Annotated in this window: 21 protein-coding genes; 6 read left to right on the forward strand and 15 right to left on the reverse strand. The window is 63.7% G+C overall.

The genetic code is table 11. The features are described from left to right. Positions 1-8: 8 nt before the first annotated feature. Positions 9-1,310, reverse strand: coding sequence for an O-acetylhomoserine aminocarboxypropyltransferase/cysteine synthase family protein (locus AC1RUR_RS25775; RefSeq protein ID WP_492849180.1), 1,302 nt, complete (start codon positions 1,308-1,310; stop codon positions 9-11). 668 nt (positions 1,311-1,978) lie between these two features. Between AC1RUR_RS25775 and AC1RUR_RS25780 the strand changes: the two genes are divergently transcribed. Next, complete coding sequence (locus tag AC1RUR_RS25780) at positions 1,979-3,283, forward strand: TadE/TadG family type IV pilus assembly protein (protein ID WP_492849182.1); 1,305 nt, start codon at positions 1,979-1,981, stop codon at positions 3,281-3,283. Between the two features lie 52 nt (positions 3,284-3,335). Here AC1RUR_RS25780 and AC1RUR_RS25785 read toward each other — a convergent pair whose 3' ends face one another. Further along, the gene (locus tag AC1RUR_RS25785) at positions 3,336-4,910 is read right to left on the reverse strand and encodes an amidase family protein (RefSeq protein ID WP_492849184.1); all 1,575 of its coding nucleotides are present in this window, start codon (positions 4,908-4,910) and stop codon (positions 3,336-3,338) included. A gap of 251 nt (positions 4,911-5,161) precedes the next feature. Here AC1RUR_RS25785 and AC1RUR_RS25790 point away from each other — a divergent pair, with 251 nt between their 5' ends. Then, a complete protein-coding gene (locus AC1RUR_RS25790) occupies positions 5,162-5,980 on the forward strand; it encodes a uracil-DNA glycosylase family protein (protein ID WP_492849186.1) in 819 nt (272 codons plus the stop codon). Then, the gene (locus AC1RUR_RS25795) at positions 5,977-7,587 is read left to right on the forward strand and encodes an amidohydrolase family protein (RefSeq protein ID WP_492849188.1); all 1,611 of its coding nucleotides are present in this window, start codon (positions 5,977-5,979) and stop codon (positions 7,585-7,587) included. The genes AC1RUR_RS25790 and AC1RUR_RS25795 overlap by 4 nt, the downstream gene beginning before the upstream one ends. Before the next feature lie 7 nt (positions 7,588-7,594). Here AC1RUR_RS25795 and AC1RUR_RS25800 read toward each other — a convergent pair whose 3' ends face one another. Beyond that, positions 7,595-8,629, reverse strand: a complete 1,035-nt coding sequence (locus tag AC1RUR_RS25800) for an aldo/keto reductase (protein WP_492849190.1) — start codon at positions 8,627-8,629, stop codon at positions 7,595-7,597. Positions 8,630-8,641: 12 nt separating this feature from the next. Next, positions 8,642-9,823: an MFS transporter gene (locus tag AC1RUR_RS25805; protein ID WP_492849192.1), complete on the reverse strand. Its 1,182-nt coding sequence runs from the start codon at positions 9,821-9,823 to the stop codon at positions 8,642-8,644. Between the two features lie 98 nt (positions 9,824-9,921). Between AC1RUR_RS25805 and AC1RUR_RS25810 the strand changes: the two genes are divergently transcribed. From AC1RUR_RS25810 to AC1RUR_RS25820, 3 genes are all read left to right on the forward strand, one after another. Then, the gene (locus AC1RUR_RS25810) at positions 9,922-10,875 is read left to right on the forward strand and encodes a LysR family transcriptional regulator (RefSeq protein ID WP_492849194.1); all 954 of its coding nucleotides are present in this window, start codon (positions 9,922-9,924) and stop codon (positions 10,873-10,875) included. A 653-nt stretch (positions 10,876-11,528) separates the two neighbouring features. Beyond that, positions 11,529-12,329, forward strand: coding sequence for a CbbQ/NirQ/NorQ/GpvN family protein (locus AC1RUR_RS25815; RefSeq protein ID WP_492849196.1), 801 nt, complete (start codon positions 11,529-11,531; stop codon positions 12,327-12,329). Further along, entirely contained in the window at positions 12,326-14,653 is a 2,328-nt protein-coding gene (locus AC1RUR_RS25820; protein ID WP_492849198.1) for a nitric oxide reductase activation protein NorD, read from the forward strand. The genes AC1RUR_RS25815 and AC1RUR_RS25820 overlap by 4 nt, the downstream gene beginning before the upstream one ends. On the opposite strand, the gene ureE is transcribed toward AC1RUR_RS25820, so the two are convergent. The 11 genes from ureE to AC1RUR_RS25875 all read right to left on the reverse strand — a co-directional run bounded on the left by ureE (position 14,634) and on the right by AC1RUR_RS25875 (position 25,801). Then, positions 14,634-15,113 (reverse strand): urease accessory protein UreE, encoded by a 480-nt coding sequence (ureE, locus tag AC1RUR_RS25825; protein ID WP_492849200.1) that lies wholly within the window; start codon positions 15,111-15,113, stop codon positions 14,634-14,636. The two genes, AC1RUR_RS25820 and ureE, sit on opposite strands and share 20 nt — an antisense overlap. Before the next feature lie 46 nt (positions 15,114-15,159). Then, the gene (locus AC1RUR_RS25830; protein WP_492849202.1) at positions 15,160-16,179 is read right to left on the reverse strand and encodes an alpha/beta fold hydrolase; all 1,020 of its coding nucleotides are present in this window, start codon (positions 16,177-16,179) and stop codon (positions 15,160-15,162) included. Positions 16,180-16,256: 77 nt separating this feature from the next. Then, the gene (locus tag AC1RUR_RS25835; RefSeq protein ID WP_492849204.1) at positions 16,257-17,606 is read right to left on the reverse strand and encodes a purine-cytosine permease family protein; all 1,350 of its coding nucleotides are present in this window, start codon (positions 17,604-17,606) and stop codon (positions 16,257-16,259) included. Positions 17,607-17,817: 211 nt separating this feature from the next. After that, positions 17,818-18,855: an aliphatic amidase gene (locus AC1RUR_RS25840; protein ID WP_492849206.1), complete on the reverse strand. Its 1,038-nt coding sequence runs from the start codon at positions 18,853-18,855 to the stop codon at positions 17,818-17,820. Positions 18,856-18,938: 83 nt separating this feature from the next. After that, positions 18,939-19,634, reverse strand: coding sequence for an urea ABC transporter ATP-binding subunit UrtE (gene urtE / locus AC1RUR_RS25845; RefSeq protein WP_492849208.1), 696 nt, complete (start codon positions 19,632-19,634; stop codon positions 18,939-18,941). Beyond that, positions 19,634-20,383 carry an urea ABC transporter ATP-binding protein UrtD gene (urtD, locus tag AC1RUR_RS25850; protein WP_492849210.1) on the reverse strand — a complete coding sequence of 250 codons (750 nt, stop codon included), beginning with the start codon at positions 20,381-20,383 and terminating at the stop codon, positions 19,634-19,636. Before urtD ends, urtE begins: the two co-directional genes overlap by 1 nt. A 4-nt stretch (positions 20,384-20,387) precedes the next feature. Beyond that, positions 20,388-21,539 (reverse strand): urea ABC transporter permease subunit UrtC, encoded by a 1,152-nt coding sequence (gene urtC, locus AC1RUR_RS25855; RefSeq protein ID WP_492849212.1) that lies wholly within the window; start codon positions 21,537-21,539, stop codon positions 20,388-20,390. A 2-nt stretch (positions 21,540-21,541) separates the two neighbouring features. Beyond that, on the reverse strand, positions 21,542-22,435 hold the full coding sequence (gene urtB, locus AC1RUR_RS25860) for an urea ABC transporter permease subunit UrtB (RefSeq protein WP_492849214.1): 894 nt from the start codon (positions 22,433-22,435) through the stop codon (positions 21,542-21,544). A gap of 58 nt (positions 22,436-22,493) precedes the next feature. After that, positions 22,494-23,750, reverse strand: coding sequence for an ABC transporter substrate-binding protein (locus AC1RUR_RS25865; protein ID WP_492849216.1), 1,257 nt, complete (start codon positions 23,748-23,750; stop codon positions 22,494-22,496). A gap of 251 nt (positions 23,751-24,001) precedes the next feature. Continuing rightward, positions 24,002-24,610, reverse strand: coding sequence for an ANTAR domain-containing response regulator (locus tag AC1RUR_RS25870; RefSeq protein ID WP_492849218.1), 609 nt, complete (start codon positions 24,608-24,610; stop codon positions 24,002-24,004). Between the two features lie 24 nt (positions 24,611-24,634). Further along, positions 24,635-25,801 (reverse strand): transporter substrate-binding domain-containing protein, encoded by a 1,167-nt coding sequence (locus AC1RUR_RS25875; RefSeq protein ID WP_492849384.1) that lies wholly within the window; start codon positions 25,799-25,801, stop codon positions 24,635-24,637. Positions 25,802-26,087 lie beyond the last annotated feature (286 nt).

A 26,087-nucleotide genomic window follows, 5' to 3' on the forward strand; every position in this document is an offset into this window, starting at 1 on the left:
GTCGTCGCCTACTCCGCGGCCTGGAGGCGCGACAACGGACAGGCCTTTTCCAGCGCCTGGTCGATATCCTCGATGATGTCGGCAGCATGCTCGATGCCGATCGAGAGGCGGATCGTCTCCGGCAGCACGCCGGCGGCGCGCTGCTGCTCCGCCGACATCTGACGGTGCGTGGTCGAGGCGGGATGGCAGGCCAGCGACTTGGCATCGCCGATATTGACGAGGCGCGTGATCAGCTTCAGGGCATCGTAGAAGGTCTTGCCGGCCTCCATGCCGCCCTTGATGCCGAAGGTGAACAGCGAGGAAGCGTTGCCGTCGAGATACTTTTGGACCAGCGGATAGTAGGGACTATCGGGAAAGCCCGTGTAATTCACCCAGGCGACACGCGGATCGTTACGCAGGAATTCAGCGACCTTGCGGGCGTTCTCGCAGTGGCGCTCCATGCGCAGCGCCACGGTCTCGATGCCCTGGAGCAGCAGGAAGGCGTTGAACGGCGAGAGCACCGCGCCCATGGTGCGCTGATAGACGCTGCGCGCGCGCTCGATATAGGCGGTCCTGCCGAAGCGCTCGGCATAGACAAGGCCGTGATAGGAGGCGTCCGGCTTGTTGTAAGCCGGGAAACGCTCGGCGTGCCTGGCCCACGGAAAATTTCCGGAATCGACGATGGCACCGCCGAGCGTGGTGCCGTGGCCGCCGAGGAATTTGGTCAGGGAGTGCACGGCGATGTCGGCGCCGTAGTCGAACGGCTTGAGCAGGATCGGGGTCGCGACCGTGTTGTCGACGATCAGCGGCACGCCATGGGCATGCGCGATTCTGGCCAGCGCCTCGATGTCGCAGACATTACCGGCGGGATTGCCGATAGTCTCGGCAAACACCGCGCGGGTGTTCTCGTCGATCAGCCTTTCGATCGCTTCGGGCTTGTCGCTCTCGGCGAAGCGGCCGGTGATGCCCTGCCGCGGCAGGATGTGCGACAGCAGCGTGTGCGTGGTGCCGTAGAGCTGCGGCACGGAGACGATGTTGCCGCCGTGATCGGCGACATTGACGAAGGCGAAATGCAGCGCTGCCTGGCCGGTTGCGACCGCGAGCGCGCCGACACCGCCTTCAAGCTGGGCGATACGCTTCTCAAGCACCGCGCTGGTCGGATTGGCGATGCGGCTGTAGCGATAGCCTTCGGCCTCGAGATTGAAGAGCGCCGCGCCGTGATCGGCACTATCGAAGGCGTAGGCCGCGGTCTGGTAGATCGGCACGGCAACCGCGTGCGTGGTGGCTTCGGGCTCATAGCCGGCGTGAATAGCGATCGTCTCGTTGCGCATCGTGCCACCTCCGCGTGGAGCGGGCCGCACTTATTGGCCTGTATGAGGCATGTGCGTTGTCCGCCGTCCTCGTGTTAGAGGCGGGTGGTAAAGCGGGCAATAATTCGTCTAGAGATCGAGGAAGTAACCCTAACACTTGTTGGGGAATTGGCTAAAATTCGAGTTAAATTGGATTAATGGATTGGTGCGGCTTGCCGCTGCCGCCACCGTGCCGTCAGGGCGGCGCGCCGAAGCCCTGCAACGCCGGGCCGGTGCGGCATAATGCCGGGCCGACGCGGCATCGTCGATGCGCGTGGCACGAACGCTCGGTGTCGCCGAGCTGCCGAATCCTCTCCGAGAGTCGCAGCTCGTCGAGATGACGCGGAATGATCGATCGAGCGATCGGTCGGCATGTCGCTCTCCCATACTGCAAGTCGACGCGTTCCTGCACGGCGCGGCATCCGCGCATGTCGGGGACAGGCATCAACGCAGGTCGCGCATAGCCCCGGGAGACCACGGAGCTCGCCGGGCCAGGCGCGCAAGATCAGCTGGTCTTTCTCGGCGATTTTCTCACGCTGATGAGATGATCTGAAACGATGCAGACACGCAGATTCACACTGCGGTCAACCCTTGCGTAAGTTCCGCGATGCTAGCGTCCGCGCCTCGATTTCGTCCAGGGATGCGTCTGCTTGACCTTTACCACCAGGAATGCTCGTCGCCTGTTCTCGCGTTTTGCTTCCGATCGAAATGGCAACATCGCCATCATCTTCGCGCTTGCGCTGGTCCCGTTGTTGTCATTCGTCGGCGCCGCCGTCGACTACTCCCTCGCCGCACGGGCGAGAGCGAAGCTGATGGCCGCGCTCGACACCGCCGTGCTGGTCGCCACCGCCAAGAGCGAGATCACGAAGACCGCGTCGGCCGCGCAGAGCGATGCACTGAACACCTTCGCCGGACAGATGTCTGCGTTCAGCATGACGTCGAGCGCCGTGACCATCACCGTGACCGACAGCGTCACCACCCGAACCGCCTCGGGAACGGCGACTTCGTCGGTGACGACCTATTTCATGGGAATCCTCGGCTACAAGACCCTCGACATTTCGGCATCCTCGACTGCCGCAGCCTCCTTGCCGTCCTACATCGACTTCTACGTACTGCTGGACAACTCGCCGTCGCAGGGCCTCGGCGCCACCACGGCCGACATGACCGCGCTGCAGAACGCGACATCCGACAGTTGCGCCTTCGCCTGCCACGACACCTACACGTCGAGTTCGAAGAAGACCAAGCAGACCAACAGCTATTATTCGATCGCGAAGAAGCTGGGGATCAAGATGCGAATCGACCTTGTGCGTGACGCGACGCAGTCCCTGACGGACACGGCCACTGCGAGCCAGCTGGTCAGCAACCAGTACCGGATGGCGGTCTACACCATGGGCGGCGATTGCAGCTCGATCGGCCTGACCACGATCTCGGCGCTCACCTCGAGCCTCTCTTCGGTCAAGACAGCCGTTGCAGGCGTCGACCTGATGACGATCCCCTACACCAATTACAACAACGAAATGTGTACGGATTTCGACGGCACCCTGTCGTCGATGAACGGTGCGATTCCGACGCCCGGCGACGGCTCCTCCTCCTCGCCGCAGAAATGGCTGTTCTTCGTCTCGGATGGCGTGGCCGACTATTACTATCCCTCGAACTGCAGCCAGACCGTGATCACCTCGTCGGGCCGATGCCAGGAGCCGCTGACGACGACGATCTGCGACACCATCAAGGCGCGCGGCGTCAAGATCGCGGTGCTCTACACCACCTATCTCGCGATCACCAACAACAGCTGGTACACCACCTACATCGCGCCGTGGCGCAGCGCGATCGCCACCAAGATGCAGGCCTGCGCGACCTCAGGCTACTATTACGAGGTCTCCAGCGATTCCAGCATCACCGATGCGCTGAACGCGCTGTTCCAGAAAGCGATCGCGGCCGCGCACCTGACGAACTGACTGATCTTCCCGCGGGCTTCGCGCCTGACGCGCGAAGCCCCTGAGCAGAGGTTCAGTCCATCGTCTCCCAGAGGCGATGGGTGAGCACGCCGGCGCGCTTCTCGATCGCCGCCGCGGCATCGAGCGCGAGATCCTCGCGATAGCGCCCGGTGATCAATTGCACGCCGATCGGCTTGCCCTCGTGCAGCGCCACCGGCACCACCGCGCCGGGCAGGCCCAGCACGTTGATCGCGGAGATGAAGCGGATCCCGCCCCAGAACACCTCCTGCACGCGCTCGGCGCTGATGGTGTCGTCGCGCGGGCCCGGCGTCGGGCTGACCGTGGTCGGCGCCAGCACGACCGGATACTCCTCGAAGAACAGCTGCCAGGCGCGAATGTGGCCGTTGCGCGCGGCCGTCGCCTGCATCCAGGCCTTGAGATCGAGCACATTGGCCTTGGTCTTCATGCCGTTCCACGCCTTGTGGAAGTCTTCGGACGTGACCTTCAGCATCCCGGCCTCCTGCATCACCATCGTCTCGTTGGTGATGATGTCGCACCAGGTCTGCCAGACGCCGTTGATGTCGGGCACCTCGACCTCGCTGACGCGATAGCCGGAACGCTCGAGGTGATCGGCGGCCTGGCGCAGCGCCGCGGCGACGGACGGGTCGACGTTCATGTCGTCGGGGATCTTCGCAAGCGCGACCTTGATCGGCCCTTTCGGCTTCGGTCCGACCAGCGGCGCCGGCACCCACCAGGGATCACGCGGATCGCGCTGGCTCATCACCTCCAACGCAAGACGGACGTCGGCGACGTGGCGGGCGAGCGGTCCCTGCGCCGACATCAGATGCGCCAGCATGGGGCGCTCGGCGGTTGCGCTTCCGTTGAAGGCGGGGATGCGGCCCTGCGTCGGCTTGATGGTGGCGACGCCGTTGCAATGCGCCGGCCAGCGCAGCGAGCCGCCGATGTCGTTGCCGTGGGCAATGGTGCCGATACCGGCGGCCACCGCCGAGCCCGCGCCGCCCGAGGAGCCACCGCAGGTAATGTCGGGGTCCCAGGGGTTCAGCGTCAGTCCATGCAGGGGATTGTCGGTGAAGCCGCGGAAGGAGAATTCCGGCGTATTGGTGAGACCGATGACGATGGCGCCGGCCTTCTTCAGGTTGCGGACAACAGGCGCATCCGAGGGTGCGATGTAATCCTTGTTGGCGGGCACGCCGTTGAAGTTTGGCCGGCCCTCATAGTCGACGTTTTCCTTGATGGTGATGGGCACGCCGTGCAGAAGGCCGAGCGCGCCGCCTTTGGCACGCTGCTTGTCGGCCGCGTGCGCGGCCTTCAGCGCCTCCTCGCTGAGATCGACAACGACCGCGTTCAGCCTGGGATTGACCGCGCGCATCCGATCCAGATGCGCCTCGACGGTCTCGACCGCGGAGATTGCGCCGTTGCGAATCGCGGCCGCGGTATCGACCGCGGACCATTGCCAGACCGCTCCCTTGGGACGGTGCGCCGTGGCCGATTTGCGCGGGGCAGCCTTCCTGACCGTCTTCCTGGCAGCCTTCGCGACGGCAACCTTGCGGGGGGTGCTCGTCCTGCTCGAGGTCTTCGTGCCTTTCCTTGAAACACTTTTCTTCTTGCTCGCCGTCTTCTTCGCCACGTCGCATCTCCTGAAATTGCGTCGCGGAGGTTATGGAGGTCACGCAACCGTGTACAGGCGCGTTTCTGCATGGCGCGTTGTCGCGACGCTCTGTCACGGCCCCGGAGCCAGAGACATTCGTGAACCTTTGGGCGCCCTGTCTTGACCCATATACTGGTTGAATGGTGAAACAAACTACCGTTGAGATTGCCGCATAACGACCCAGTTTTTTGAGCCAGCTATTTCGACATCGGCAGATTGGAGCATTTTCCATGCTCACGGAATTCGACGGCGGATACGGCGAACAACCCTTTCGCGACCTGTGCACCAACTACCCCGGCGCTGAAGCCTACGATCCCCACGATTTCCGGATTGAATGGGGGCCGATCTTTCACCGCGGCCGGCTCGACGGAACGGCGCGCGTGCTCATCGTCGGCCAGGACCCGGCCCAGCACGAGACGATCGTGCGCCGAATCCTGGTCGGCACCGCGGGCCGCCGGACCCAGGGCTTTCTGGCCAAGCTCGGCATCACGCAGAGCTACGTGATGGTGAACACGTTCCTGTACAGCGTCTACGGCCAGAGCGGCGGCTCCAAGCACAAGAACGAGCCCGGCATCGTCGAGTATCGCAACAAATGGTTCAAGGCCGTGCTGGGGCCCGGCAACATCGAAGCGGTCGTCTCGCTCGGCGGCCTCGCGGACGAGGCCTGGAAAGCGTGGCTGAAGACTGCCGACGGCGCGGCCTACAAGACCCTCGCCTATCAGCACATCACGCATCCGACCTGGCCGGAAAGCTCCGCGCATGACAACGCGACGCGGGCCGCAAATACCAAGATCATGCTGACCAAGTGGAATGCCGCACTCGCGGCGCTCGCGCCACAAATCCAGCATCCTGACGTGTCAACGACACTGGTGCCGTATGGCGACGCCTTCAAGCCGACCGAGCTGTTCGACATCATCGCAAAGGACCTTCCAGCGGGACTGCCGGCCTGGATGCGCGGCGACATACCATGGGCTGTTCGCCAGGGTGCTGACGCCGCAGCCAAGCGGCGCACGATCACGATCACCATTCCCGACGGAGTGATCCCATGAGCCCGGCCGCAAGCCCGACGCGATGGGCCCTGACCGGCCGGATCGTGACGATGGCCGCCGAGGGCGACGTCATCAAGAACGGGACGATCTTCATCGAGGACAACCGGATCGCCGCGATCGTCCCCAAGGGACAGCCGGCCCCGGTGGGCTTCGAGGCCGTCACCGCGGTGGCCACCGGCGGCACCATCTATCCCGGCCTGATCGAGCTGCATAATCACCTCAGCTACAACATCCTGCCGCTCTGGCGCGTGCCGCAGCTCTACGGCAATCGCGACCAATGGCAGAACGCCAAATCGTACAAGACGTCCGTGACCGGTCCGATGAGCGCGATCGCCCTTGCCGATGACGGCTCGCTGCTGCCGGCGCTGGTTCGCTATGTCGAAGCCAAGTGCATGGTGGCGGGCACCACGACGAGCCAGGGGATCACGCTGTCGAACTGGAGCGGCACGATCCACAAATACTACAAGGGCGCGTTGCGTGCCGCCGAGATCGGCAGCCCTCCGGATCTTCCGCGCGCACACTCGAAGATCCCCGATATCGATGCGCAGGACTGGGCGAAGTTCGACAAGGAGCTGAAATCGTCCGCGTGCTTCCTGCTGCATCTCAGTGAGGGCATCGATGCCAAGGCGCACAGCCACTTCCTCGCGCTGCGCAATTCCGAGGGCGATTGGGCGATCGAGCCGTCGCTGGCCGGCATTCATTGCACGGCACTCGATGCGACCGACTTCGGAACGATGGCCGAAAACCATGCCAAGGTCGTCTGGTCGCCCCTGAGCAATCTGCTGCTCTATGGCAAGACGACTGACGTCGTTGCCGCGCGCACCGCCGGGCTTACCATCGCGCTGGGCTCGGACTGGTCACCGTCCGGCAGCAAGAACCTGCTGGGCGAGCTGAAGGCAGCAAAGGTCGTGTCCGCACATTTCAATCTCGGCTTCAGCGACTACGACATCGTGTCGATGGCGACGCGCAATCCGGCCACGATCCTGAAATGGGACGGAAAGCTGGGGACGATCGCCAAGGGCAGGTTCGCCGACCTCCTGGTCGTGAAGGGCGTGACCGGCGATCCTTACGGCCATCTGATCAAGTCGCGCGAGCAGGACATCGTGCTCGTCGCCATCGGCGGACGGCCGCGCTACGGAACAAAGACGGTCATGCAAAAGGCGGGCGGAAGCGGCGAGGCCCTCAAGGTCGGCAGCAGCGCACGGGTGATCGACTTCTCCTCGCCCGATCAGGATCCAGGGATCGAGAAAGTCACACTGGCAGAGGCGACGACCCGCTTGCGCGCCGCGCTCGGCAATCTCGGCACGCTGCAGGCCCACAGCCTCGCCGTGAGCGACGCGATCGCGCGCGGAACGGTATCACGCACCGGATGGCGTCTCGCGCTGGACGAGCAGTTCGGCAACAATGTCCAATTGCGCCCGCGGCTGGAATATAACGGCGTCCGAACCGGCCCGGACCTGGCGGCGGTGGCAGCGGCGGCCGAGCCGCTGCACCCGATCAAGCTGGATGGCCTCACGGTGGCGGGCGATCCCGTCTTCATCGATACGCTGAAGAACGAGCCGAATCTTCCCGACGGAATCGCGACGGCAATCGCGGCTTTTTATTAGTCGTCCGTTACACCAGCGGCGGATTGAGCCGCGCAAAGCCCTCCTGGATGCGATAGGGATAATAGGGATAGGGCGGCATCACAGCGCTCGCCGCATCGAGACGCTTGATCTGCTCCGCACTCAGCGACCAGCCGACCGTGCCGAGATTGTCGCGCAGCTGTGCCTCGTCGCGGGCACCGATGATCACGGAGGAGACGGTGGGACGCGACAGCAACCAGGCGATCGCGACCTGCGGCACGGTGCGGCCGGTCTCCGCGGCAATCGCGTCCAACACGTCGACAACAGCGTAAAGCCGCTGCTCGTCCACGGGCGGGCCGAACTGCGCTGTGGCATGCAGGCGGCTCTCCTGCGGCAGCGGTTGGCCACGCCGGATCTTTCCGGTCAGCCGGCCCCAGCCCAGCGGACTCCACACCAGCGCGCCGACGCCCTGATCGCGCGCAAGCGGCATCAATTCCCACTCATAGTCGCGGCCGAGCAGCGAGTAATAGACCTGGTGCGCGACATAACGCGGCCAGCCGTGGCGGTCCGCGATGGCGAGCGACTTCATCAGCTGCCAGCCCGCGAAGTTGGAGACGCTGACATAGCGCAGCTTGCCGGCGCGCACGAGCGTATCGAGGGTCGACAGCACCTCCTCGATCGGCGTGAACGCGTCGAAGGCGTGGAGCTGGAGCAGGTCGATATAATCGGTGCCGAGCCGGCGCAGTCCCGCGTCGACCGAGGTCAGCAGCCGCTGCCGCGACGAGCCGGCATCGAGCGGGCCGTCGCCCATCGGCAGGCTCATCTTGGTCGAGATCAGCACCTTGTCGCGGCGCCCTTTGATCGCGGCACCGAGGATCTCCTCGGAGGCGCCGTTCGAATAGACATCGGCACTGTCGAACAGATTGACACCGGCATCGAGGCAGATGTCGACCAGCCTGCGCGCCTCCTCGATGCCGCTGCGGCCCCAGGCCGAGAACAGCGGACCCTGGCCACCGAAGGTGCCGGTGCCGAAGCTGAGAACGGGGACCTTAAGTCCGGAAGCGCCGAGATTGCGGTATTCCATGATCGCTCTCCTCTATTCCGCCGGACACGCCGCGACTGCGACCGTCATGCGGTCGAGCCGCAGGCTCCACAGCGCCAGCACGAGACCGACCGCGGTGATGCCGGCGGCGACCAGCGGCAGCGCGGAGAGACCGAACCCGCGGTCGATGGTGACGCCGCCGGCCCAGGCGCCGAGCGCGTTGCCGAGATTGAACGCGGCGATGTTGAGGCTCGAGGCGAGCGTGCGGCCGTTGGGCCCGGCAGCTTCGAGCACCCGGAGCTGCAGCGGCGCGACGGTTGCGAAGGCGGCGATGCCGAGCAGCAGGATCAGCGCGATGGACAGAATCTTGACCGACAGCACCGCGGCGAGGCCAAGCAGCACGATCGCGAGCGCAGCAAGCGTGCCGGTGAGGGCCCGGGCGAGGCCACGATCGGCGAGCTTGCCGCCGGCGACATTGCCGATCGCAAGACCCGCGCCGAACACCAGCAGGATCGGCGAGACCGATTGTTCCGAAAAGCCGGTGAAGCGCGTCAGGATCGGCTGGATGTAGGTAAGGACGACGAACAGGCCGGCAAAGCCGAACACCGTCATGGCAAGGCCGAGCAGCACCTGCGGACGGCCGAGCACCGCGACCTCCTCCGCGAGCGAGATCGGCTTGTCGCCATTGCCAACATGGCCGGGCACGAACGCAGCGACCACGGCGAAGGCGATCACGCCGATCACAGTCACCGCCCAGAACGCGGCGCGCCAGCCGAGCATCAGCCCGAACCAGGCGCCGAAGGGTACCCCGAGCAGCGTCGCAACCGTCAGGCCGATGAACATGGTCGATATCGCCGATGCGCGCTTGTCCTCGGCAACGAGGCTGGTGGCCACCACCGAGCCGACGCCGAAGAACGTGCCATGCGCGAGCGAGGTCAGCACCCGCGCCGCCATCAGCAATTCGTAGTTCGGCGCCAGCGCGCAGGCGGCATTGCCGAGCGTGAAGATCGCCATCAACGCCAGCAGCACGGTCTTGCGCGGCATCCGCCGCGTCGCCAGCGTCAAGACCGGCGCGCCGACGAACACGCCGAGCGCATAGCCGGAGATGAGCAGGCCCGCGACCGGCACGGAGACGTGCATGTCGGCGGCGACCTGGAGCAGGAGGCCCATGATGATGAATTCGGTGGTGCCGATGCCGAAGGCACCGGCGGTGAGCGCGAAGACGGCGGGAGGCATGCGTGGCTCCGATGGATGAGACTGATCACGCAGATAGCCGCGCTGCGGCAAAACCATTAGGCTGTCCGCAATCCAATCATTTGTGACGTGAATTCAACATGGCCCGTTTCGACACCAACCGCTCCGCCGAGATGGAGGTCTTCGTCCGCGTCGTCGATCTCGGCGGTTTCACCCAGGCCGCACGAAAACTGCGGCTGACGCCGTCGGGCGTGAGCAAGCTGATCTCGCGGCTGGAGGCGCGGCTCGGCTCGCGGCTGATCAACCGCACCACGCGCAAGCTGACGCTGACGGAGGAAGGCCAGGCCTTCTACCAGCGTTCGTTGCGCATCCTCGCCGAGATGGAGGAGGCCGAGCGCGAGGCGGCCTCAGGCGCGGCGCCGCGCGGCCGCCTCGCCGTGAACAGCAACATCCCTTTCGGCATGCTGCATCTGATGCCGCTGATCCCGCGCTTCCTCGAACAGCATCCCGACGTCACGCTCGATCTCGTGCTGACCGACACGCTGATCGACCTGATGCAGGAGCGCGCCGACGTCGCCATCCGCGTCGGCCCGCTGCGCGCCTCGCGCCTCGTCGCGCGCAAACTCGGCACCAGTCGCATGGTGGTGGTCGGCGCACCGAATTATCTCGCGCGCTTCGGCACGCCGAAAATTCCGGCCGATCTTGCCGAGCACCGCGGCATCGGCTGGACCTTTCCCCGCAGTATCCGCGGCTGGCCGTTCAAACGCGGCGACCGCACCGAGGAAGCCGTGCCGCCACCGGCGGCCCGCGCCAGCGATGGCGAAGCCGCCCGCCGCCTCGCGCTCGGCGGCGTCGGCCTTGCCCGCCTCGCCCTCTTCCACATCGGCCCCGACATCGAAGCCGGCCGCCTCGTCCCGGTGCTGCAAAACTACAACCCCGGCGACCGCGAGGACATCCATGCCGTCTATGTCGGCCACACCGCGCCCCTCCCCGCGCGCGTGCGCGCCTTCATCGATTTCCTGGCCGCGCACGTGCAGGTGAGCGATCCCGCGCTGAAGCGGGCGGGGGACGGGAGATGGAAATTGGTGGGATGAGGCCAATGGCGGAGAGAGTGTCAGTCAATCCCCGTTGATCTTCTTGGGCCAAAATCCACCATTTGAGCTACGGCCGGAAACTGGCGTTTCGCCTCCAATCTTTTCATGGAATCCATCGTGGCTCATCCAAGTAACGGCCCAAGCCTTCGATTTCTGTCGGCGGTGGACAGCAGGGTTGATTGGCGTTTGCCCTCCGAAGACAAAGGTCACACGTTCGAACCGAGTCGGGGGGCAGCACAGCCGGCCGGGCGCCGAAGCTCAATTAGGCCGTCGAGCGTGGCGAGGCACACGCTTCCGGAAATCGTCAAAAGCTGCTCCGGCCGTGGGTCTCTGTCGCGGGTGCTGAGGCGAGATGAGTAGAACCAACGATATCCGACCTTCGTCGGTGGCGACCATTTGAAGCGTGATTGGTCGCCCCTCGACGATCTTTCATGCCCACGAGAAGGTGGAAAAGCTTTGGCACGCTTGTCTCCTGTCGCCCTTGTCGAGATGTCATTTTCGCGGTCTAATTGGACCCGAGGCGTTTGATCGCCTGTTCGCACGCTTCGATGCCGCAGCGTGTCCCCGGCAAAGGCTGCCATTCCCATTCACGAAGGGACAATGGCGCTCGACCGCGAGATCATTGATCCTTCGTCAGACGCGGAGGATTTTTGATGAACCTCGACTCCTACAGGATCGCAGCCGAACCGTATTATGAACCGCTCGGCAACGAGATCGCGACGTTTCAAGCCGCCTATGCCGAACGCCTACCTGTGATGCTGAAAGGCCCGACCGGCTGCGGCAAGACCCGCTTCGTCGAGCACATGGCCTGGTGGCTCGGAAAACCCCTGATCACGGTTGCAGCGCATGAGGACATGACGGCGGCGGATCTCGCCGGACGTTATCTGCTCGAACCCTCCGGCACGGTCTGGCACGATGGCCCGCTCACGCTGGCGGCACGCCATGGTGGCATCTGCTACCTCGATGAAATCGTCGAGGCGCGGCAGGACACGACCGTCGTGATCCACCCCCTCACGGACGCACGGCGCATCCTGCCGCTGGAGAAGCACAACGAGATCGTGCCGGCACATTCCGACTTTCAGCTGACGATTTCATACAACCCCGGCTACCAAAGCGCGGTGAAAGATCTCAAGGAATCGACAAAACAGCGCTTTGTCGCGATCGATTTCGGCTATCCGCCGCCCTCGACCGAAGCCTCCATCATCGTGCGCGAAAGTGGCTCCGACGACGCGCTGGCCGGCATCCTGGTCGCGATCGGCGAGCGGTCGCGCAATTTGCAGGGGCACGGCCTCGACGAAGGCGCCTCCACGCGGATGCTGATCCATGCCGGACGCATGGTGCGCGCCGGCCTGCCGCTGGAACTGGCCGTGCAGTCCAGCATCGTTCTGCCGATCACCGATAATCCCGACATCAGGGCAGCGCTGAGCGACGCCATTCGGGCGTGCCTACCGTGACCACCACCAAGCTGCCGCCCACACTGCATCTGGTTCCCCCGGATCAGAAGGACAGCGCGACCCGGCGCCTGCACCGAATGATGCGCGAGCGCGAGAAGCTGCGGCCGATGTTCCTGGCTGCCTGGGATGCGCTATCCCACCATTTCGACGCCAGCGAGCTCGAGGCCTGGGCCGGCGCCGTGCTCACGCTCGCGCATGTCAACGCCGGTCCGGCGTGCCTGATCGCCTATTGGGAGGCGAGCCGGCACGGCGACGGCCGTCAGGAGATCGCACCGCTGCTTGCGGCCGGACAAGCTACCGCAGACATCTGCCGCCATGCCGGCGCACAATCCGCGACCGCTGCGTTGCAGGCCTTGCCGGCCGCAGGACGCGTGCTTGGCAACGGTCCCGCACTGGCGCGGTGGTGGCGGGTGATGGAAGCGCTGGCGCGGCAGGCACCGGAGTCAGTCACTTCGGTCGCGACCAACATTGGTGAGATCCTTGCGCCGGGCACGATCGACGCCTTTGAGAATTTCGTTGCGGCGGGGCTGAAGCTTGGGTCCGGCAACAAGGCGCGGCGGCTCGCCTTCTTCAATCTGCACGACGAACTGGCGCGCCGCATGATCGCGCGCGATCTCGACAGCGTGACTTTTCCGGAGGCGGAGGTCGAACTCAAGGCGTTCGTGACCGCGCTATGGGGCCGTAGCCCGTTGCTGCGCAGTTTTCCAGCCGACAACAGCCAAACGCCGCAGCGGCGCACCTCGATTGCTGGCCCCTTGATCCGGCTGCCCGAAACTTACCGCGGCGTGCGGGGAAACGGCGCCCGCGCGCTGTTTCGCGCGGCGGCCGCCCATGCCCAAGCCCATCTGGTGCTCGGTCAGGGACTGTTTCCGGTCGGCACGCTGAAGCCGCTGCAGATCGCGCTGGTCAATCTGATCGAGGACGCGCGGATCGAGACGCTGGCGATGCGGCAATTGCCGGGCTTGCGCCGGCTCTGGGCGCCCTATCACGTCGCCACCCCGTCCGGCGTCGTGGCGGCGCCGACCCTGCTGGCCCGGCTGGCGCGCGCGTTGTTCGATCCCTCCTACGCCGACGATGACAGTTTCGTCGCCAAGGGCCGTGAGATGTTTGCAGCGAGTGGGCCGCGAATCGACGATCCCGCCATCAGCCGCGAGATCGGGATGCTGCTCGGCAACGATCTCGGCCAGATGCGCGTGCAGTTCAACGCCAAAACCTATGTGGTCGAGCCGGTCTATCGCGACGATGGCCTGGGTCTGTGGGATTTCGGCGAGGATGCCCCTCCCTCCGGCGAAGTCATGGAGCTTCCGGTCGATGCCGTGCGGTTGGAGCGGCAGGAGGCGCCCAACGACGAAGGCATCAGCCGCGAGCCCGAAGAACAGGGCCAGCCGCATGGGCGCGGCCGCCCGGTGGCGCCGGACGATCGCGGCGTCGTCATCGCCAGATATCCGGAATGGGATCGCGAGCATCGAATCGAACGCGCCGAATGGACCGTGGTGCGCGAGGTGCCGGCACGCACCGGCGACCCGCGCAGCATCGAGGACGCGCTCGACCAAGCCGACGTGCTGCGCAACCGAATCGGCCGATTGGTACGCGGCGTGCGGATCGGGCGCACTATCCGCCTCAACCGCCAGCACGACGGACACGATCTCGATATCGATGCCGTGCTCGACGCCGGCATTGCGCTGCGCACCGGCCGCGAGCCCGACCCCCGCATATTCCGCTCGTCGACATCGATGCATCGCGACCTCGCCGCGCTGCTGCTGATCGACATTTCGGAATCGACGCGAGACAGGCTGGCCTCCGGCGCGACCATCCTCGATGTCGAGCGCCTCGCGGTCGCGGTGCTGGCCGAAGCGATGGACCGGCTCGGCGATCCCTTCAGCCTGTTGGCGTTTGCCTCCAACGGGCGCGAGGACGTCAAGATGACGACGGTGAAGTCCTTCGATGAGGCCTATGACCGGAGCTGCAGGGCGCGTCTTGCCGGCCTGAAGTCGGGCCTGTCGACCCGGCTCGGCACGGCGCTCCGTCATGCCGGTCATTTGATCGGAAGGGAAACGTCCGCACGCAAGCTCGTGATAGTTCTGACCGATGGCGAGCCGTCGGATATCGACGTCCCCGATCCACTCGACCTGGTCGAAGACGCCCGCCGCGCCGCGGTTGGGCTGCATGCCGCGGGTATCGACGCCTATGGCGTCGTGCTCGGGCCTCCGGGCATTCAGGCCGCGTCCCGGATTTTCGGCCGCGGCAATACCATGATGGTGCACCGGATCGAGGACTTGCCGGGCCGCCTTTCCGAACTCTATTTCAGGCTGGCGCGGCGGTAGTGCCGCCATCGTCGTCCAGAATGCTCATTCCGACCCGGCGCGACCAGAACAGTTCGCCGAGGCGAACGACATAGTTCTCCGCCCTCCCCTCGATGGCGACAAACAGCACCTCACCCTCGAAGCGGACCCGCCAGCCCAGATTGCCGACGTGGTAGCCGAGCTCAATCGCATCGCTGATCGAGCGCGGCTCCAGCCGCAGCCAGCGCTGGCCGGCCACCCGCACGACGATGGCGCTGACCTCGTCGAGCAGCAGCACCGCGCCATCGAAAAGCCTTTGATGGCGCGGCAGCGAGATCGCAAGCTCCTGCCCGTTGCGGGTCGTCGTCCGCAGCTGGTGGCGTTCGAGTTCCTCGCCCGAGAGCCGCACCTCGTCGACAGCGTTGTGATGCTCCAGCCGCAGGATCTTCTCCGAGAAAGCCGGCTCGAGGCGGCTGCCGAGGACATGGCTGATACTCAGCATGCGAAGACATTCCTCCCAGAAAGCGCAACCGGCCGAAACATCCGCTTTACGAGGCCAGAAGATCCTTCAGCTTGGTGTCGATGAAGTCGACATCCTTCGGGTTGGTGCCGGGCCCGCCAGCAAAATGCCCCCAGATCGAAGGCACCGGAATGAATTCGGCCTTTGGCATGTTGGCCACCTCGAACTTGCTGTCCTCGGGCGGGAAGTACAGATCGGTCTGGCCCGGCATGACGAAAGCCTTGGCTTTGATCGCGCCGAGCGCCGCCTTGAAGTCGCCCTTGTACAATTCGTTGTCGCTGATATCGCCGTTCTGCCAGGTCCAGAGCATGGTCAGGAGATTGTTGGGATCCTTGGGCAGGAAAAACCCTTCCCAGAACGCGACCAGAAAATCCTCCAGCGAGGAATAGCCGAGCACATCGAGGTCGAGCTTCTCACGGTAGAAGGCTTGCGAGAATCCCCAGCCGGCATAGACCCGCGCCGCCGCCCGGAGACCACGGGCCGGCTTCTCGGTGTACCAGCCTTCCTTCCAGGCGGCGTCCGCGGTCAGCGCGGCCTTGACGCCTTCGAGAAACACAAAATTGTGCCGCGAGCATTTCGCCGAGCCGCAGAATGGCGCGATCAGGTCCATCATGTCCGGATAGAGCGCGCCCCAGTGGAAGGTCTGCAGTGCCCCCATCGACCATCCCGTCACCAGGCGAATATGCTCGATGCCGAATTTCTCGGTGACGAGGCGGTGCTGCACCCGCACGTTGTCGCAGGCCGTCACCTTCGGGAAACGCGGTCCGTTGTAAGGCTCCGGCGTGTTGCTTGGCGACGACGACAGCCCGTTGCCGAGCATGTTCGGAATGATGATGAAATATTTCGTCGGATCGAGCGCGCGGCCTTCGCCGATCAGCCATTCATTGTCGTAGTGCTGGCCCGAATACCAGGTGGGGTAGACGATGACGTTATCCTTCTTCGGGCTGAGCGTACCGAATGTTTTGTAGGCCAACTTGCAATCGCGCAGCGTCGCCCCGCGCTGTAGCTTGACATCGCCGAGATCGTAGATTTCGTAATCGAGACTCATGATGAATGCCCTCGTTCTGGATATGTCGGAGTAGCGGGCCGGCCTCCGCAAAGGCCGGCCCGGCGGTCTTGGAAGCGTCAGAGCGGCTTCGCCACCGCCACCCGCGCGCCGCGCGATTTAGCGATGACATAATAGGCAATGCTCGCCACCAGCGCGGCCGAGATCGCGGTTGACAGATACGGCATCCGCTCCTCGACGATGAAGGCGCAGACCGAGCCGACCGCCCAGGCGATGAACGCATCAGGCCGCCAGTCGGCCTCGATCTTCGCATCGGGGCGGATCAGGTACTGGTCAACCAGGATGACGGCGCCGATCGGCGGCACTAGAATGCCGAGCAGCGACAACCACTGGATGAAGAACGCCCACACATTGCCGGCGGCGACGACGATGCCGATGGCACCGAGGATGATCGCCATCACCCGCATGTGGTTGCCGAGGATGCGCGACCAGCCGGTGGCCGCATTGTAGAGGCAGTGCGAGCAGACCGAGCCGAGGTTGATGTAGAGGAACAGGAATGCCAGCGCGCTCAGCCACGCCATCTGCTTGCCGTTCATGTAGCCGAACATGTTGTCGGCGCCAAAGGGGTTGGCGTTCGGCACCGCCAGCGCCGCCGTCATCACGCCACCGACCAGCATCGCGATCAGATTGGCGAACGGAAAGGCGCTGAAGGTGGCGACCAGCGACGCCGTCGGCGTCTTGGCCCAGCGGTTGAAATCCGCGGTCACCGTGCCGGCGTCAATGAACAGCGCCAGCACCACCGTGAGACCGACGCCCATCGACATCGTGGCGGTACCGTTGTTGCCGGCATAGTTGAAAATCGCCGACGCCGAGCTGGTGGACGCGGCGTCGAACGCGACGAACAGGCCGAGCAAGACGAAGAGCGGTACCGACACCAGCCCGATATAGTGCAATCCCTTCACGCCGACGAAGGTGATGCCAATATAGAGGAGCCCGGCGATGACCGTCATGGCCACATAGTTCAATCCATAGGTCGAACTGACAAGCGCGCCGGTGATCCCGGTCTGCACCGCGTACCAGCCGAGCAGCAAGGTCGACAGCAGGCCGGATGCGAACACGTAGCCTTTCTTGCCGAAGACGATGCTGGCAATCAGCGCGAAGTTCATGCCGCGCTTGGTGCCGATCAGGCCGAGCAACCCGACATAAGCGAACATGATGAGATTGCCGATGATCATCGCGGTCAGCGCCCGTGAAAAGCCCATGCCAAGCACGAGGATCGAGCCGGTCATGGCGCCGGTGATGATCATGGGAAAGCCGAGCCAGACCAACGTGACCGAGAACGCGCTGCGGCGCGAGCCGATCGGCACGGGCTCGTGCTCATATTCACTGCCGAGGAGATGATCGACCTGGTCCTCGGCGGCATGAAGGCCATCCGCGGCGGAGGCCGGCTTGGATACACTGCTTGTCATGGTTCGTCGTCCTTTAGGTAAGGGTGAAATTCGCGGATGATCTCTTGTTCGCCGTCGCGGGCGCGACGGCGGCAGCAAGCTCTGTTATTCTTGAGTTAGGCTTCGCCCTGCGCGACTCGCCCCGAAACGGAGAAGCCAGCCGGTAGCGCGAACGTCCTCCCCTGCTCATGCACCGGCGGAACGCGCCGCCGGTGCAAAGTCTCGCATGCCGTCAGCGATGGGCGACCTTCTTGGCCGGGATGCCCTCGATCGGGCATTCCTCCACGCCGACCGTGCTGCGCGTGAACGACTCGACCATTTCCCGGGTGCCTTCCGGATCGGCGATCCACTTGGCATAGAACTCGTAAGGACACGCCGCGACCCCGCGATCGCCTTCGCCGGAATTGATCATGCCGGTGTAGCCGCGGTGGACCAGCTTGAAGAGATGGTTCTGGGATTGACCGGTCTTGCGTGCGTCGCGGATCAGCGACTTCGACAATTGGGCATACTGGATGCCGTAGTCCTCTTCGCCGCATTCGCCGAGCGTACGGCCGTCGAAACCGACGATCGCCGAGTGACCGAAATAGGAGTAGACGCCGTCGAAGCCGGCGGCATTCGCCACCGCGACATAGACGTTGTTGGCCCATGCCATCGCCTTGGCCATGATCACCTGCTGATCCTTGGCCGGATACATGTAGCCTTGGCAGCGCACGATCAATTCGGCGCCCTTCATGGCGCAGTCGCGCCAGATTTCGGGATAGTTGCCATCGTCGCAGATGATCAGCGAGACCTTCAGCCCCTTCGGACCGTCTGACACATAGGTGCAGTTGCCGGGATACCAGCCCTCGATCGGAACCCAGGGCATGATCTTGCGGTATTTCTGCACGATCTCGCCCTTGTCGTTCATCAGGATCAGGGTGTTATAGGGCGCCTTCTTCGGATGCTCTTCATGACGCTCGCCGGTGAGCGAGAACACGCCCCAGACCTTCGCCTTGCGGCAGGCCTCGGCGAAAATCTCGGTCTCGTCGCCTGGCACCACGGAGGCCGTCTCATACATCTCCTTGGAGTCGTACATGATGCCGTGGGTCGAATACTCCGGGAAGATCACCAGATCCATGCCGGGAAGCCCGGTCTTCATGCCGACGATCATGTCGGCGATCTTGCGGGCGTTGTCGAGCACCTCGGCCTTGGTATGGAGCCGCGGCATCTTGTAGTTCACGACGGCGACGCCCACCGTGTCGTTGCTTGAAGAAATATCACCATGCAGCATATCGCTCTCCTTACCGTTGTCTGGTCACAAACTTCCCGGTGCCTTTCCTCCGCACCGCTTACGCCCGCCCCACCACGCGCCGGTCACACCGCCATATGGCGGTGAACCAGAGCGTCGCTGAGTTCGCCGATCTCGCCCGATGCCACCACGCGCCCCTTCTCCATCATGGCGAAGCGGTGCGCCGCACGGCGCACGAACGAGACATTCTGCTCGACCAGAACGACGGTTAGCCCGACGTCGCGGTTGAGCCGGATAATGATCTTTTCGATTTCCTCGACGATCGAGGGCTGGATGCCCTCGTTCGGCTCGTCGAGCAGGATGACCTTGGGATCGGCGGCGAGCGCGCGAGCGATCGCAAGCTGCTGTTGCTGGCCGCCGGAAAGCACGCCGCCGTTGCGGTCGAGATTGTTCATCAGATACGGGAACAGCTCCGCCACCAGCGGCGGAATCTCGCGCTTGCCGTCGGCGCGGGCAAACGAGCCCATCAGGATGTTTTCCCGGATCGAAAAATCCGGAATGATCTCGCGCCCCTGCGGGACATAGGCGATCCCGGCCCTGGCGCGGCGGAACGTCGGCTGTCGGCCGAGCTCGACCGCATCGAACCGGATCCCGCCGTTCATCCGGTCGGTCAGCCCCATCAACGTCTTCAACAAAGTGGTCTTGCCGGTGCCGTTGCGGCCGAGCACGGCAGTGACCTTGCCGTCGGGAACGTCGAGGCAGACGTCATGCAGGATGTGGCTGCGGTCGTAGAAGCTGTCGACATGGGCGAAGGCCAGCATCACGTGATCCCCTTCGATCCGAGATAGGCCTCTCGCACTTTCGGATTGTTCTCGATCTCCTCGACATTGCCTTCGGCCAGCACCTGGCCCAGATGCAGCACGGTGATGCGCTCCGCGATTTCGCGCACGAACGCCATGTCATGCTCGACCACGACAATGGTGTGGCGACCTCTGAGATTATTGACGATCTCCGAGGTCTTGTGCGTCTCCGCCTGGGTCATGCCGGCGGTCGGCTCGTCGAGCAGGATGATCTTTGGATTCTGCGTGATCAGTAATCCAAGCTCGAGCCATTGGGTCTGACCGTGGCTGAGATAGGCGGCGATGCGATCGGCTTCCTCAGTGAGGCCGATCAGCTCCAGCACTTCGTCGACGTTGCGCTCGGCCTCCGCGCTGAAGCCGAAGCGGAGATTGGCGAACACGCCGGGGTTGCGACAGCTCGCGACTTCGAGGTTGCGGCGGACGGTCAGTTCCTTGAACACGCTGGGGATCTGGAATTTTCGCCCGACGCCGGCGCGCGCGATCTTGTGCTCCTCCCAATTGGTGATGTCGGTGTCATGCAGGAAGACGCGGCCGGAGGTCGATTTGGTCTTGCCGGAGATCAGGTCCATCAGCGTGGTCTTGCCGGCGCCGTTGGCGCCCAGCAGCACGCGCAATTCGCCATCCTCGATCGTCATCGTCACGCCGTTGACGGCCTTGAAGCCTTCGAAGTCGACGCTCAGTCCATCGATGGTGAGTGCTGTCTGCGCCATTGCCCTACTCCGCCAGTTGCGACGACGGGTCGTCGCTCATGCGCACGGCAGAAGACGACGTGCGGGGCTTTCGGGTCACGATGCGATCGACGAGGTCATGGGCGAGGCCGGCGAGACCGCGCGGCAGATAGAGCACGACCAGGACGAAGATCAGGCCGATGATCGCCTTCCACGCCTCGGCAAAGCCCTCGGTCTCGCTCACGGTCGCCGAGATCATATTGATCAGGATGGCCCCGATGCAGGCGCCGAGGGTGGAGGAACGCCCGCCGACCGCGGCCCACACCACCATGGTGATGGAGAAAGACAGGTCCATGAAGGTCGGCGAGGCGAATTCCGAGACGACCACATAGAGCATGCCGGCGAAGCCTGCGATCGCCGCCGAGACCGCGAAGAAGAAGATCTGGTAGGCCGGCACGTCAAAGCCGAGATAGCGCGCCCGGACCTGATCGTCGCGCACCGCCTGCAGGATCAGCCCGGCGCGGGTGTCGATCAACAGCCGCGCCCCGACCAGCACCAGGCTCAGCGACACCGCGACGAGATAATAGGTCGGGACCACATAGGGGTCGAACTCGAGCTCGCCGACCTTGAACCAGCCGAGGTCGGTGAGGCCGTTGAAGCCGTTGGTGACGGGCTGGGAGTCGATCACGACGAGGCGGACCAGCAACACCAGCGCCAGTGTGATGATGGAAACGAACACGCCGGCGATGCGCTTGCGGAACACGATGGTGCCGAGCACCATTGCAATCAGAACCGGCAGGATCAGACCCATTGCGAGGCCGAACCACTGGTACTGGAACGGCAGCCACAGGAACGAGGCTTTGTTGATGCAGCAGAGTTCGGTCTTCGAGCCCGGCTCGGCGTTCCACAGCATGAAATCCGGCACCGGCCGGTCGGAGCCCTGCTGCAGGCTGGTCGTGCTCGCGAGCTTCAGCGACATCGCCAGCATGTAGGCACCAGCGCCGAAGAACAGGCCCTGGCCGAGGCTGAGGATACCGGCATAGCCCCAAGACAGCGCCACCGCGACGCCGAGCATGCCGTAGACCAGATATTTGGCGACGCGGTTGAGCCAGAACGAATCCATCACCAGCGGCGCGATCATGATGAAGACGACGAACACCGCGTAGACGGCCCAGTCGATCCGGCGCTTCGAACTCATCGTCAGCGGCCTTTCAGGGCGAACAGGCCCTTCGGCTTGAGAATGATGATCGCGATCACGACGCCGAACACGACCGCGCGCGCCAGGATGTCATTGGTCGCGGCCGCCACCAGCCCGTTGATTTCGCCGAGAATGCCGGCCGATAGCACCGACCCGAGCAGGCTGCCGACACCTCCCATCACCACCACCAGGAAGCCGTCGACCACCATCGACGTGCCCATGTCTGGAAACACCGTCTTGAAGCCGGACATCATCACGCCAGCGACGCCGGCAAGACCCGAGCCAAACGCAAAGGTCAGTGCATTGACGCGCGTGACGTCGATGCCGCAGGCGGCTGCCATCTTCGGATTGCGAATAATAGCGCGCACCTGGGTGCCGATCGACGTGCGGTAAATGATGAACCAGGTCGCCACCGCCAGAATCGCGGTGACCAGGATGATGAAAGCGCGGTAGCGGTTGATCCCGGCGCCGGCGATCTCGAACGCGCCCTGCAGGTTCGCGGGTACGCTGACGTTCTGCAGCCCCGGCCCCAATCCCTGGATGTGGACGCCGAGGAACGACAGGCCGAATTCCAGCCGCACCGCCTGCTGGATCAGGATCGCGATGCCCCAGGTCGCGAGCAGCGTATCGAGCAGGCGGCCATAGAGACGCCGTACCACGACACGTTCGATCAGGAGGCCGAGCAGCGCCGTGACGACGAAGGCGAGCGGGATAGCGACGAAGATGTTGGTGCCGAACCAGATGCCGGAGAGCACCGTGACATAGGCACCGACCATCACCATCTCGCCATGGGCCATGTTGATGACCCCCATGGCGCCATAGGTGATGGCAAGACCGAGGGCGACCAGAAGCAGGATCGACCCAAGGCTGAGACCGATGAAAAGAACTTCGAGCATGCCACCGTCCTGCCCATCCACCGCGCTCAGAGCGCGCGGTGGATGCTGCGTGCCGCGATCAGGTTTTGAGCTTGGCCGTTTCCAACCCGTGGCCCGTACAGAACAGATTGCTCGGGGTCTCACCGTAGGCGACGTAGGGCAGCGGGATCGTCGGCTCCTTGTAGGCGTCGATGATCTTGCCCTGCCCGTCCGGAAGCCACTGCGCGATGCGCGGCGTCAGGTAGGTGTGCAGATTGTCCGGATCGATCTTCACGTGGCCGTTGGGCGCGTCGAGCTCTTGGCCCTTGACCGCCTCGCGGATTGCAACCGGCGTGATCTCGGCGGCCTTCTCCGCCGCCTGTTTCCACAGGAAGACCTGGAAGTAGGAGGATTCCAGCGCGTGATGCGTCACTGCCTTCGGATCCTTGACGAACGCGCGGTAGCGCTCGACGAAGGCCTTGTTGCGGTCGGTATCGATCGCCTGGAAGTACGGGAACGAGGTGTAGCTGCCCACGGCGTATTCCGCACCCATCGCCGCGATCTCGATCTCGGAGGTCACGGTGGCGCAGATCGGCAATTTATCGTGGGTGAGGCCCTGATTCTTGTACTCGCGGTAGAACGCGACCACGGAATCGCCGACCACGTTGGACAGCACCACGTCGCAGCCGGAGCCCTTGATCTTGTTGACCATCGAGCCCCATTCGGAATGGCCGAGCTCGAGATATTCGTCGGCGATCCACTCACCGCCGTTCTTCTCGATCAGGATCTTGGAGACCTTCGCCATCTCGCGCGGATAGATGTAGTTCGAGCCGACGATGAAGAACTTCTTCTTGCCCAGCGTCGTGATGATCCAGGGAATGAAGTTCGAGAGCTGCTGGTTCGGAACGGCGCCGGTGTAGACGACGTTCTTCGAGCATTCGAAACCTTCGTAATAGGTCGGGTAGAAATACAAATTGTTGCGCTTCTCGAACACCGGCAGAACCGCCTTGCGGCTTGCCGAGGTGTAGGAGCCGAACACGGTCGGCACCTTGTCCTGGATGACGAGCTTGGAAGCCTTTTCGTTGTAGGTCTTCGGATCGGACGCACCGTCTTCGGCGATCGCCGTCACCTTCATGCCCTTGATGCCGCCTGCGGCGTTGATTTCGCTGATCGCCATCATGGTGGCGTCGTGCAGCGACTTCTCGATGATCGAGAGACCGCCGGTCAGCGAGAACAACACACCGACCTTCACCTCGCCCGCGGCACGCGCGCCGGTCTGGAACACCCAAGGCGACGTAATCACCGTGCTCGAGGCGAGCAAACTATTCCTGAGAAACCTGCGTCTATCGATCGCCATAACTCCACTCCCCATGTGTCAAGGCATAGCTAGCCGTTCGCGCCGAAGCGCGTTGTTTCCAACCAAAAAATTCCCAGAGCAGATCAAGCCTCCGAAAGCGCATATGCGCCGGCGGTGTTACTCGACCCAGAAAGCAAAAAAGCCCGACGGATCCTCGCGGATCCTTCGGGCTGCCTAGCCAGAGTCAAACCAGCAACATCGATGGTTCAACAAACGTCAGAGGAGAATTTTCTCCGTCGACGTTTTAAAAACTAATCACCTTTCACGCGATATTGCAATAGTTCGTTTGCGTGGATGATTGCGGCCGCCATGTCGTCCATCGACAGCCGCTTCGACATCGCCTGACGGCGGATGCTCTCGTACGCTTCCGCTTCATTCAACCCCTGACCGTCCATCAGGATCACTTTTGCCTTCTGAATGCGTTGAATGCCGGCGAGCTTGCGCTCCAGCTTGCGTACGCGCTTTTCGGCATCGCGACGCTCCAGCCACAGGCTGCGCGCGATCGTGATGTTGGTGAGAACGCCGAACGGGCGAATGGGGCGCTCGATCACGGCGACCGCGCCCGCCTCGAGCACAAGCTGCAGCGTCGACGGGTCTTCGTAGCTGACCACCGCGATCAACGTCGGACGATGGCGATCATCCGATTTCAAAAGCCGCTGAATTTCCTGACGGACATCATGCTCGATCGCCAGCAGCACGATGTCCGCGCCATCGGCCCAGCAATCCGGTACAGGCCATTGGGTTTCCACCATGCAACCGATGCGGCGGAGGTGTTCGACGAGTTTCGTGCGTTCGGCGTCCGGCGGATGCACGACTTGGACCCGCAACCCCCGCAAGTCACGAAGAATTTGGATTGCCACGTCCAGCTCTCCGTTACGGGGTGCTCATGAGTGGAGCAGCGGCAGTTCGTCCACCGACCAGTCGTCCAGGCTCTGGACCACACAGTACGGATCCGGCTTGACACGGACGCCGGGATTCCACACCGCCTGAAAGCGGCCGTTGCGGTCGAGGCGCGCGATGCGCGGCCATAAATAAGTATGGTTGTTCTCCGGGTCGATCCGCACCCGCCCCTGCGGTGCGTCAAACTCGGCATCTCGCAAATTCGCCAGCACCTGCTCGGGATCGTCGGTGCCGCATTTGGCGACCGCCCGCATCGCCAGGTGCAGCTGAAAATAGGAAGCTTCCGCACCTGCAGTGACGGGCGCTTCCGCGCCGTATTTCTCCTTGAAACTGCTGACAAAGCGCCGCGCGGCAGGCGAGGACAGCGTCTCGAAGAACGGCGCGGCCGTGATGTGACCCTCGGCGGCCTCGTTACCCATCTCCGCGACCTCGGCCTCGCTGGTGGTTAGGCTCGCAATCGGCATCCGCGTCGGATCGAAACCGGCGGCGCGGTAGGCGCCATAGAGTTCGGCAGTGCCGCTGCCGACCACAGTCGAGAAGATCACGTCCGGCGAGGTCTTCTTGATGCGGCTGATGACCCGCTCGAAATCCTTCGGGTCCGGATAGAGCGGCACATAGATCTCGTCGAGCACCTTGCCCTTGCCCTGGCTGACGAAGTCGCCCATCACGCGGTTCGACTCGTAGGGGTAGATGTAGTTCGAGCCGACGAACAGGAAGCGATTGCCGTAAGCCGAGAGCAGGAACCTTGCGAGTTGAAGCGAGTTCTGGTTGGGCGCCGCGCCGGTATAAATGCAGTGCCGCGAATACTCGAATCCCTCGTAGAGGGTGGGATAGAACAGCAGGCCCCGATGAGCCTCGGCGACCGGCAGCACGGCCTTACGCGTGCTTGACATGTAGCAGGCGAACAGCAGCTTTATCTTGTCCACCTGAAACAACCGCTCCGCGAAGGAACGAAATTTTTTCGGATCGGACGCCGGATCATACATGACGGGCTCTATGGGCCGGCCAAGAACGCCGCCGCTCGCATTGATCTCCCCGATCGCCAGCAGCGTCGCATTGAGCTGCGTCCGCTCGATCGCCGAAGTCACGCCGGTCTGCGAAAACAGCACGCCGACACGCCAGGGAACCGAATTATCCTCGACCAACGTCATAGTAAGCCAGATCACTCCGCGTGCAGCAAGATGACCTCCAACCTGCTCGTCGGACCTTATTACCGAATAGACGCGATTGGGAATATGCCTGTTGGACTTTTTTGGTCGCCTTCTAGTCGAGCCGAGCAACTCGGCAAACCAAGGTACCGGCTGCGGGTCAGGCTGGGCGGTGGCGGATACCCCCACGCTATACTCGCCGCATTGAACGCAGGAGCGCGAGCCTACCCCCACCATCGGAAGGCCTAACCGGCGCAACCGCGTTGACGCGGATACTTTGCGGCATGAG

The organism is Bradyrhizobium sp. GW821-FHT12B03 (assembly GCF_058807535.1).

Excerpts from the sequence above, each read along its gene's own strand:
- ureE (WP_492849200.1), bottom strand. The coding sequence starts at position 15,113 with ATGCTGAGTATCAGCCATGTCCTCGGCAGCCGCCTCGAGCCGGCTTTC.
- AC1RUR_RS25840 (WP_492849206.1), bottom strand. The coding sequence starts at position 18,855 with ATGCTGCATGGTGATATTTCTTCAAGCAACGACACGGTGGGCGTCGCC.
- urtB (WP_492849214.1), bottom strand. The coding sequence starts at position 22,435 with ATGCTCGAAGTTCTTTTCATCGGTCTCAGCCTTGGGTCGATCCTGCTT.
- AC1RUR_RS25830 (WP_492849202.1), bottom strand. The coding sequence starts at position 16,179 with ATGAGTCTCGATTACGAAATCTACGATCTCGGCGATGTCAAGCTACAG.
- AC1RUR_RS25795 (WP_492849188.1), top strand. The coding sequence starts at position 5,977 with ATGAGCCCGGCCGCAAGCCCGACGCGATGGGCCCTGACCGGCCGGATC.
- urtD (WP_492849210.1), bottom strand. The coding sequence starts at position 20,383 with ATGGCGCAGACAGCACTCACCATCGATGGACTGAGCGTCGACTTCGAA.
- AC1RUR_RS25800 (WP_492849190.1), bottom strand. The coding sequence starts at position 8,629 with ATGGAATACCGCAATCTCGGCGCTTCCGGACTTAAGGTCCCCGTTCTC.
- AC1RUR_RS25775 (WP_492849180.1), bottom strand. The coding sequence starts at position 1,310 with ATGCGCAACGAGACGATCGCTATTCACGCCGGCTATGAGCCCGAAGCC.
- AC1RUR_RS25875 (WP_492849384.1), bottom strand. The coding sequence starts at position 25,801 with ATGACGTTGGTCGAGGATAATTCGGTTCCCTGGCGTGTCGGCGTGCTG.
- AC1RUR_RS25865 (WP_492849216.1), bottom strand. The coding sequence starts at position 23,750 with ATGGCGATCGATAGACGCAGGTTTCTCAGGAATAGTTTGCTCGCCTCG.
- AC1RUR_RS25835 (WP_492849204.1), bottom strand. The coding sequence starts at position 17,606 with ATGACAAGCAGTGTATCCAAGCCGGCCTCCGCCGCGGATGGCCTTCAT.
- AC1RUR_RS25805 (WP_492849192.1), bottom strand. The coding sequence starts at position 9,823 with ATGCCTCCCGCCGTCTTCGCGCTCACCGCCGGTGCCTTCGGCATCGGC.
- AC1RUR_RS25815 (WP_492849196.1), top strand. The coding sequence starts at position 11,529 with ATGAACCTCGACTCCTACAGGATCGCAGCCGAACCGTATTATGAACCG.
- AC1RUR_RS25810 (WP_492849194.1), top strand. The coding sequence starts at position 9,922 with ATGGCCCGTTTCGACACCAACCGCTCCGCCGAGATGGAGGTCTTCGTC.
- AC1RUR_RS25790 (WP_492849186.1), top strand. The coding sequence starts at position 5,162 with ATGCTCACGGAATTCGACGGCGGATACGGCGAACAACCCTTTCGCGAC.
- urtC (WP_492849212.1), bottom strand. The coding sequence starts at position 21,539 with ATGAGTTCGAAGCGCCGGATCGACTGGGCCGTCTACGCGGTGTTCGTC.
- urtE (WP_492849208.1), bottom strand. The coding sequence starts at position 19,634 with ATGCTGGCCTTCGCCCATGTCGACAGCTTCTACGACCGCAGCCACATC.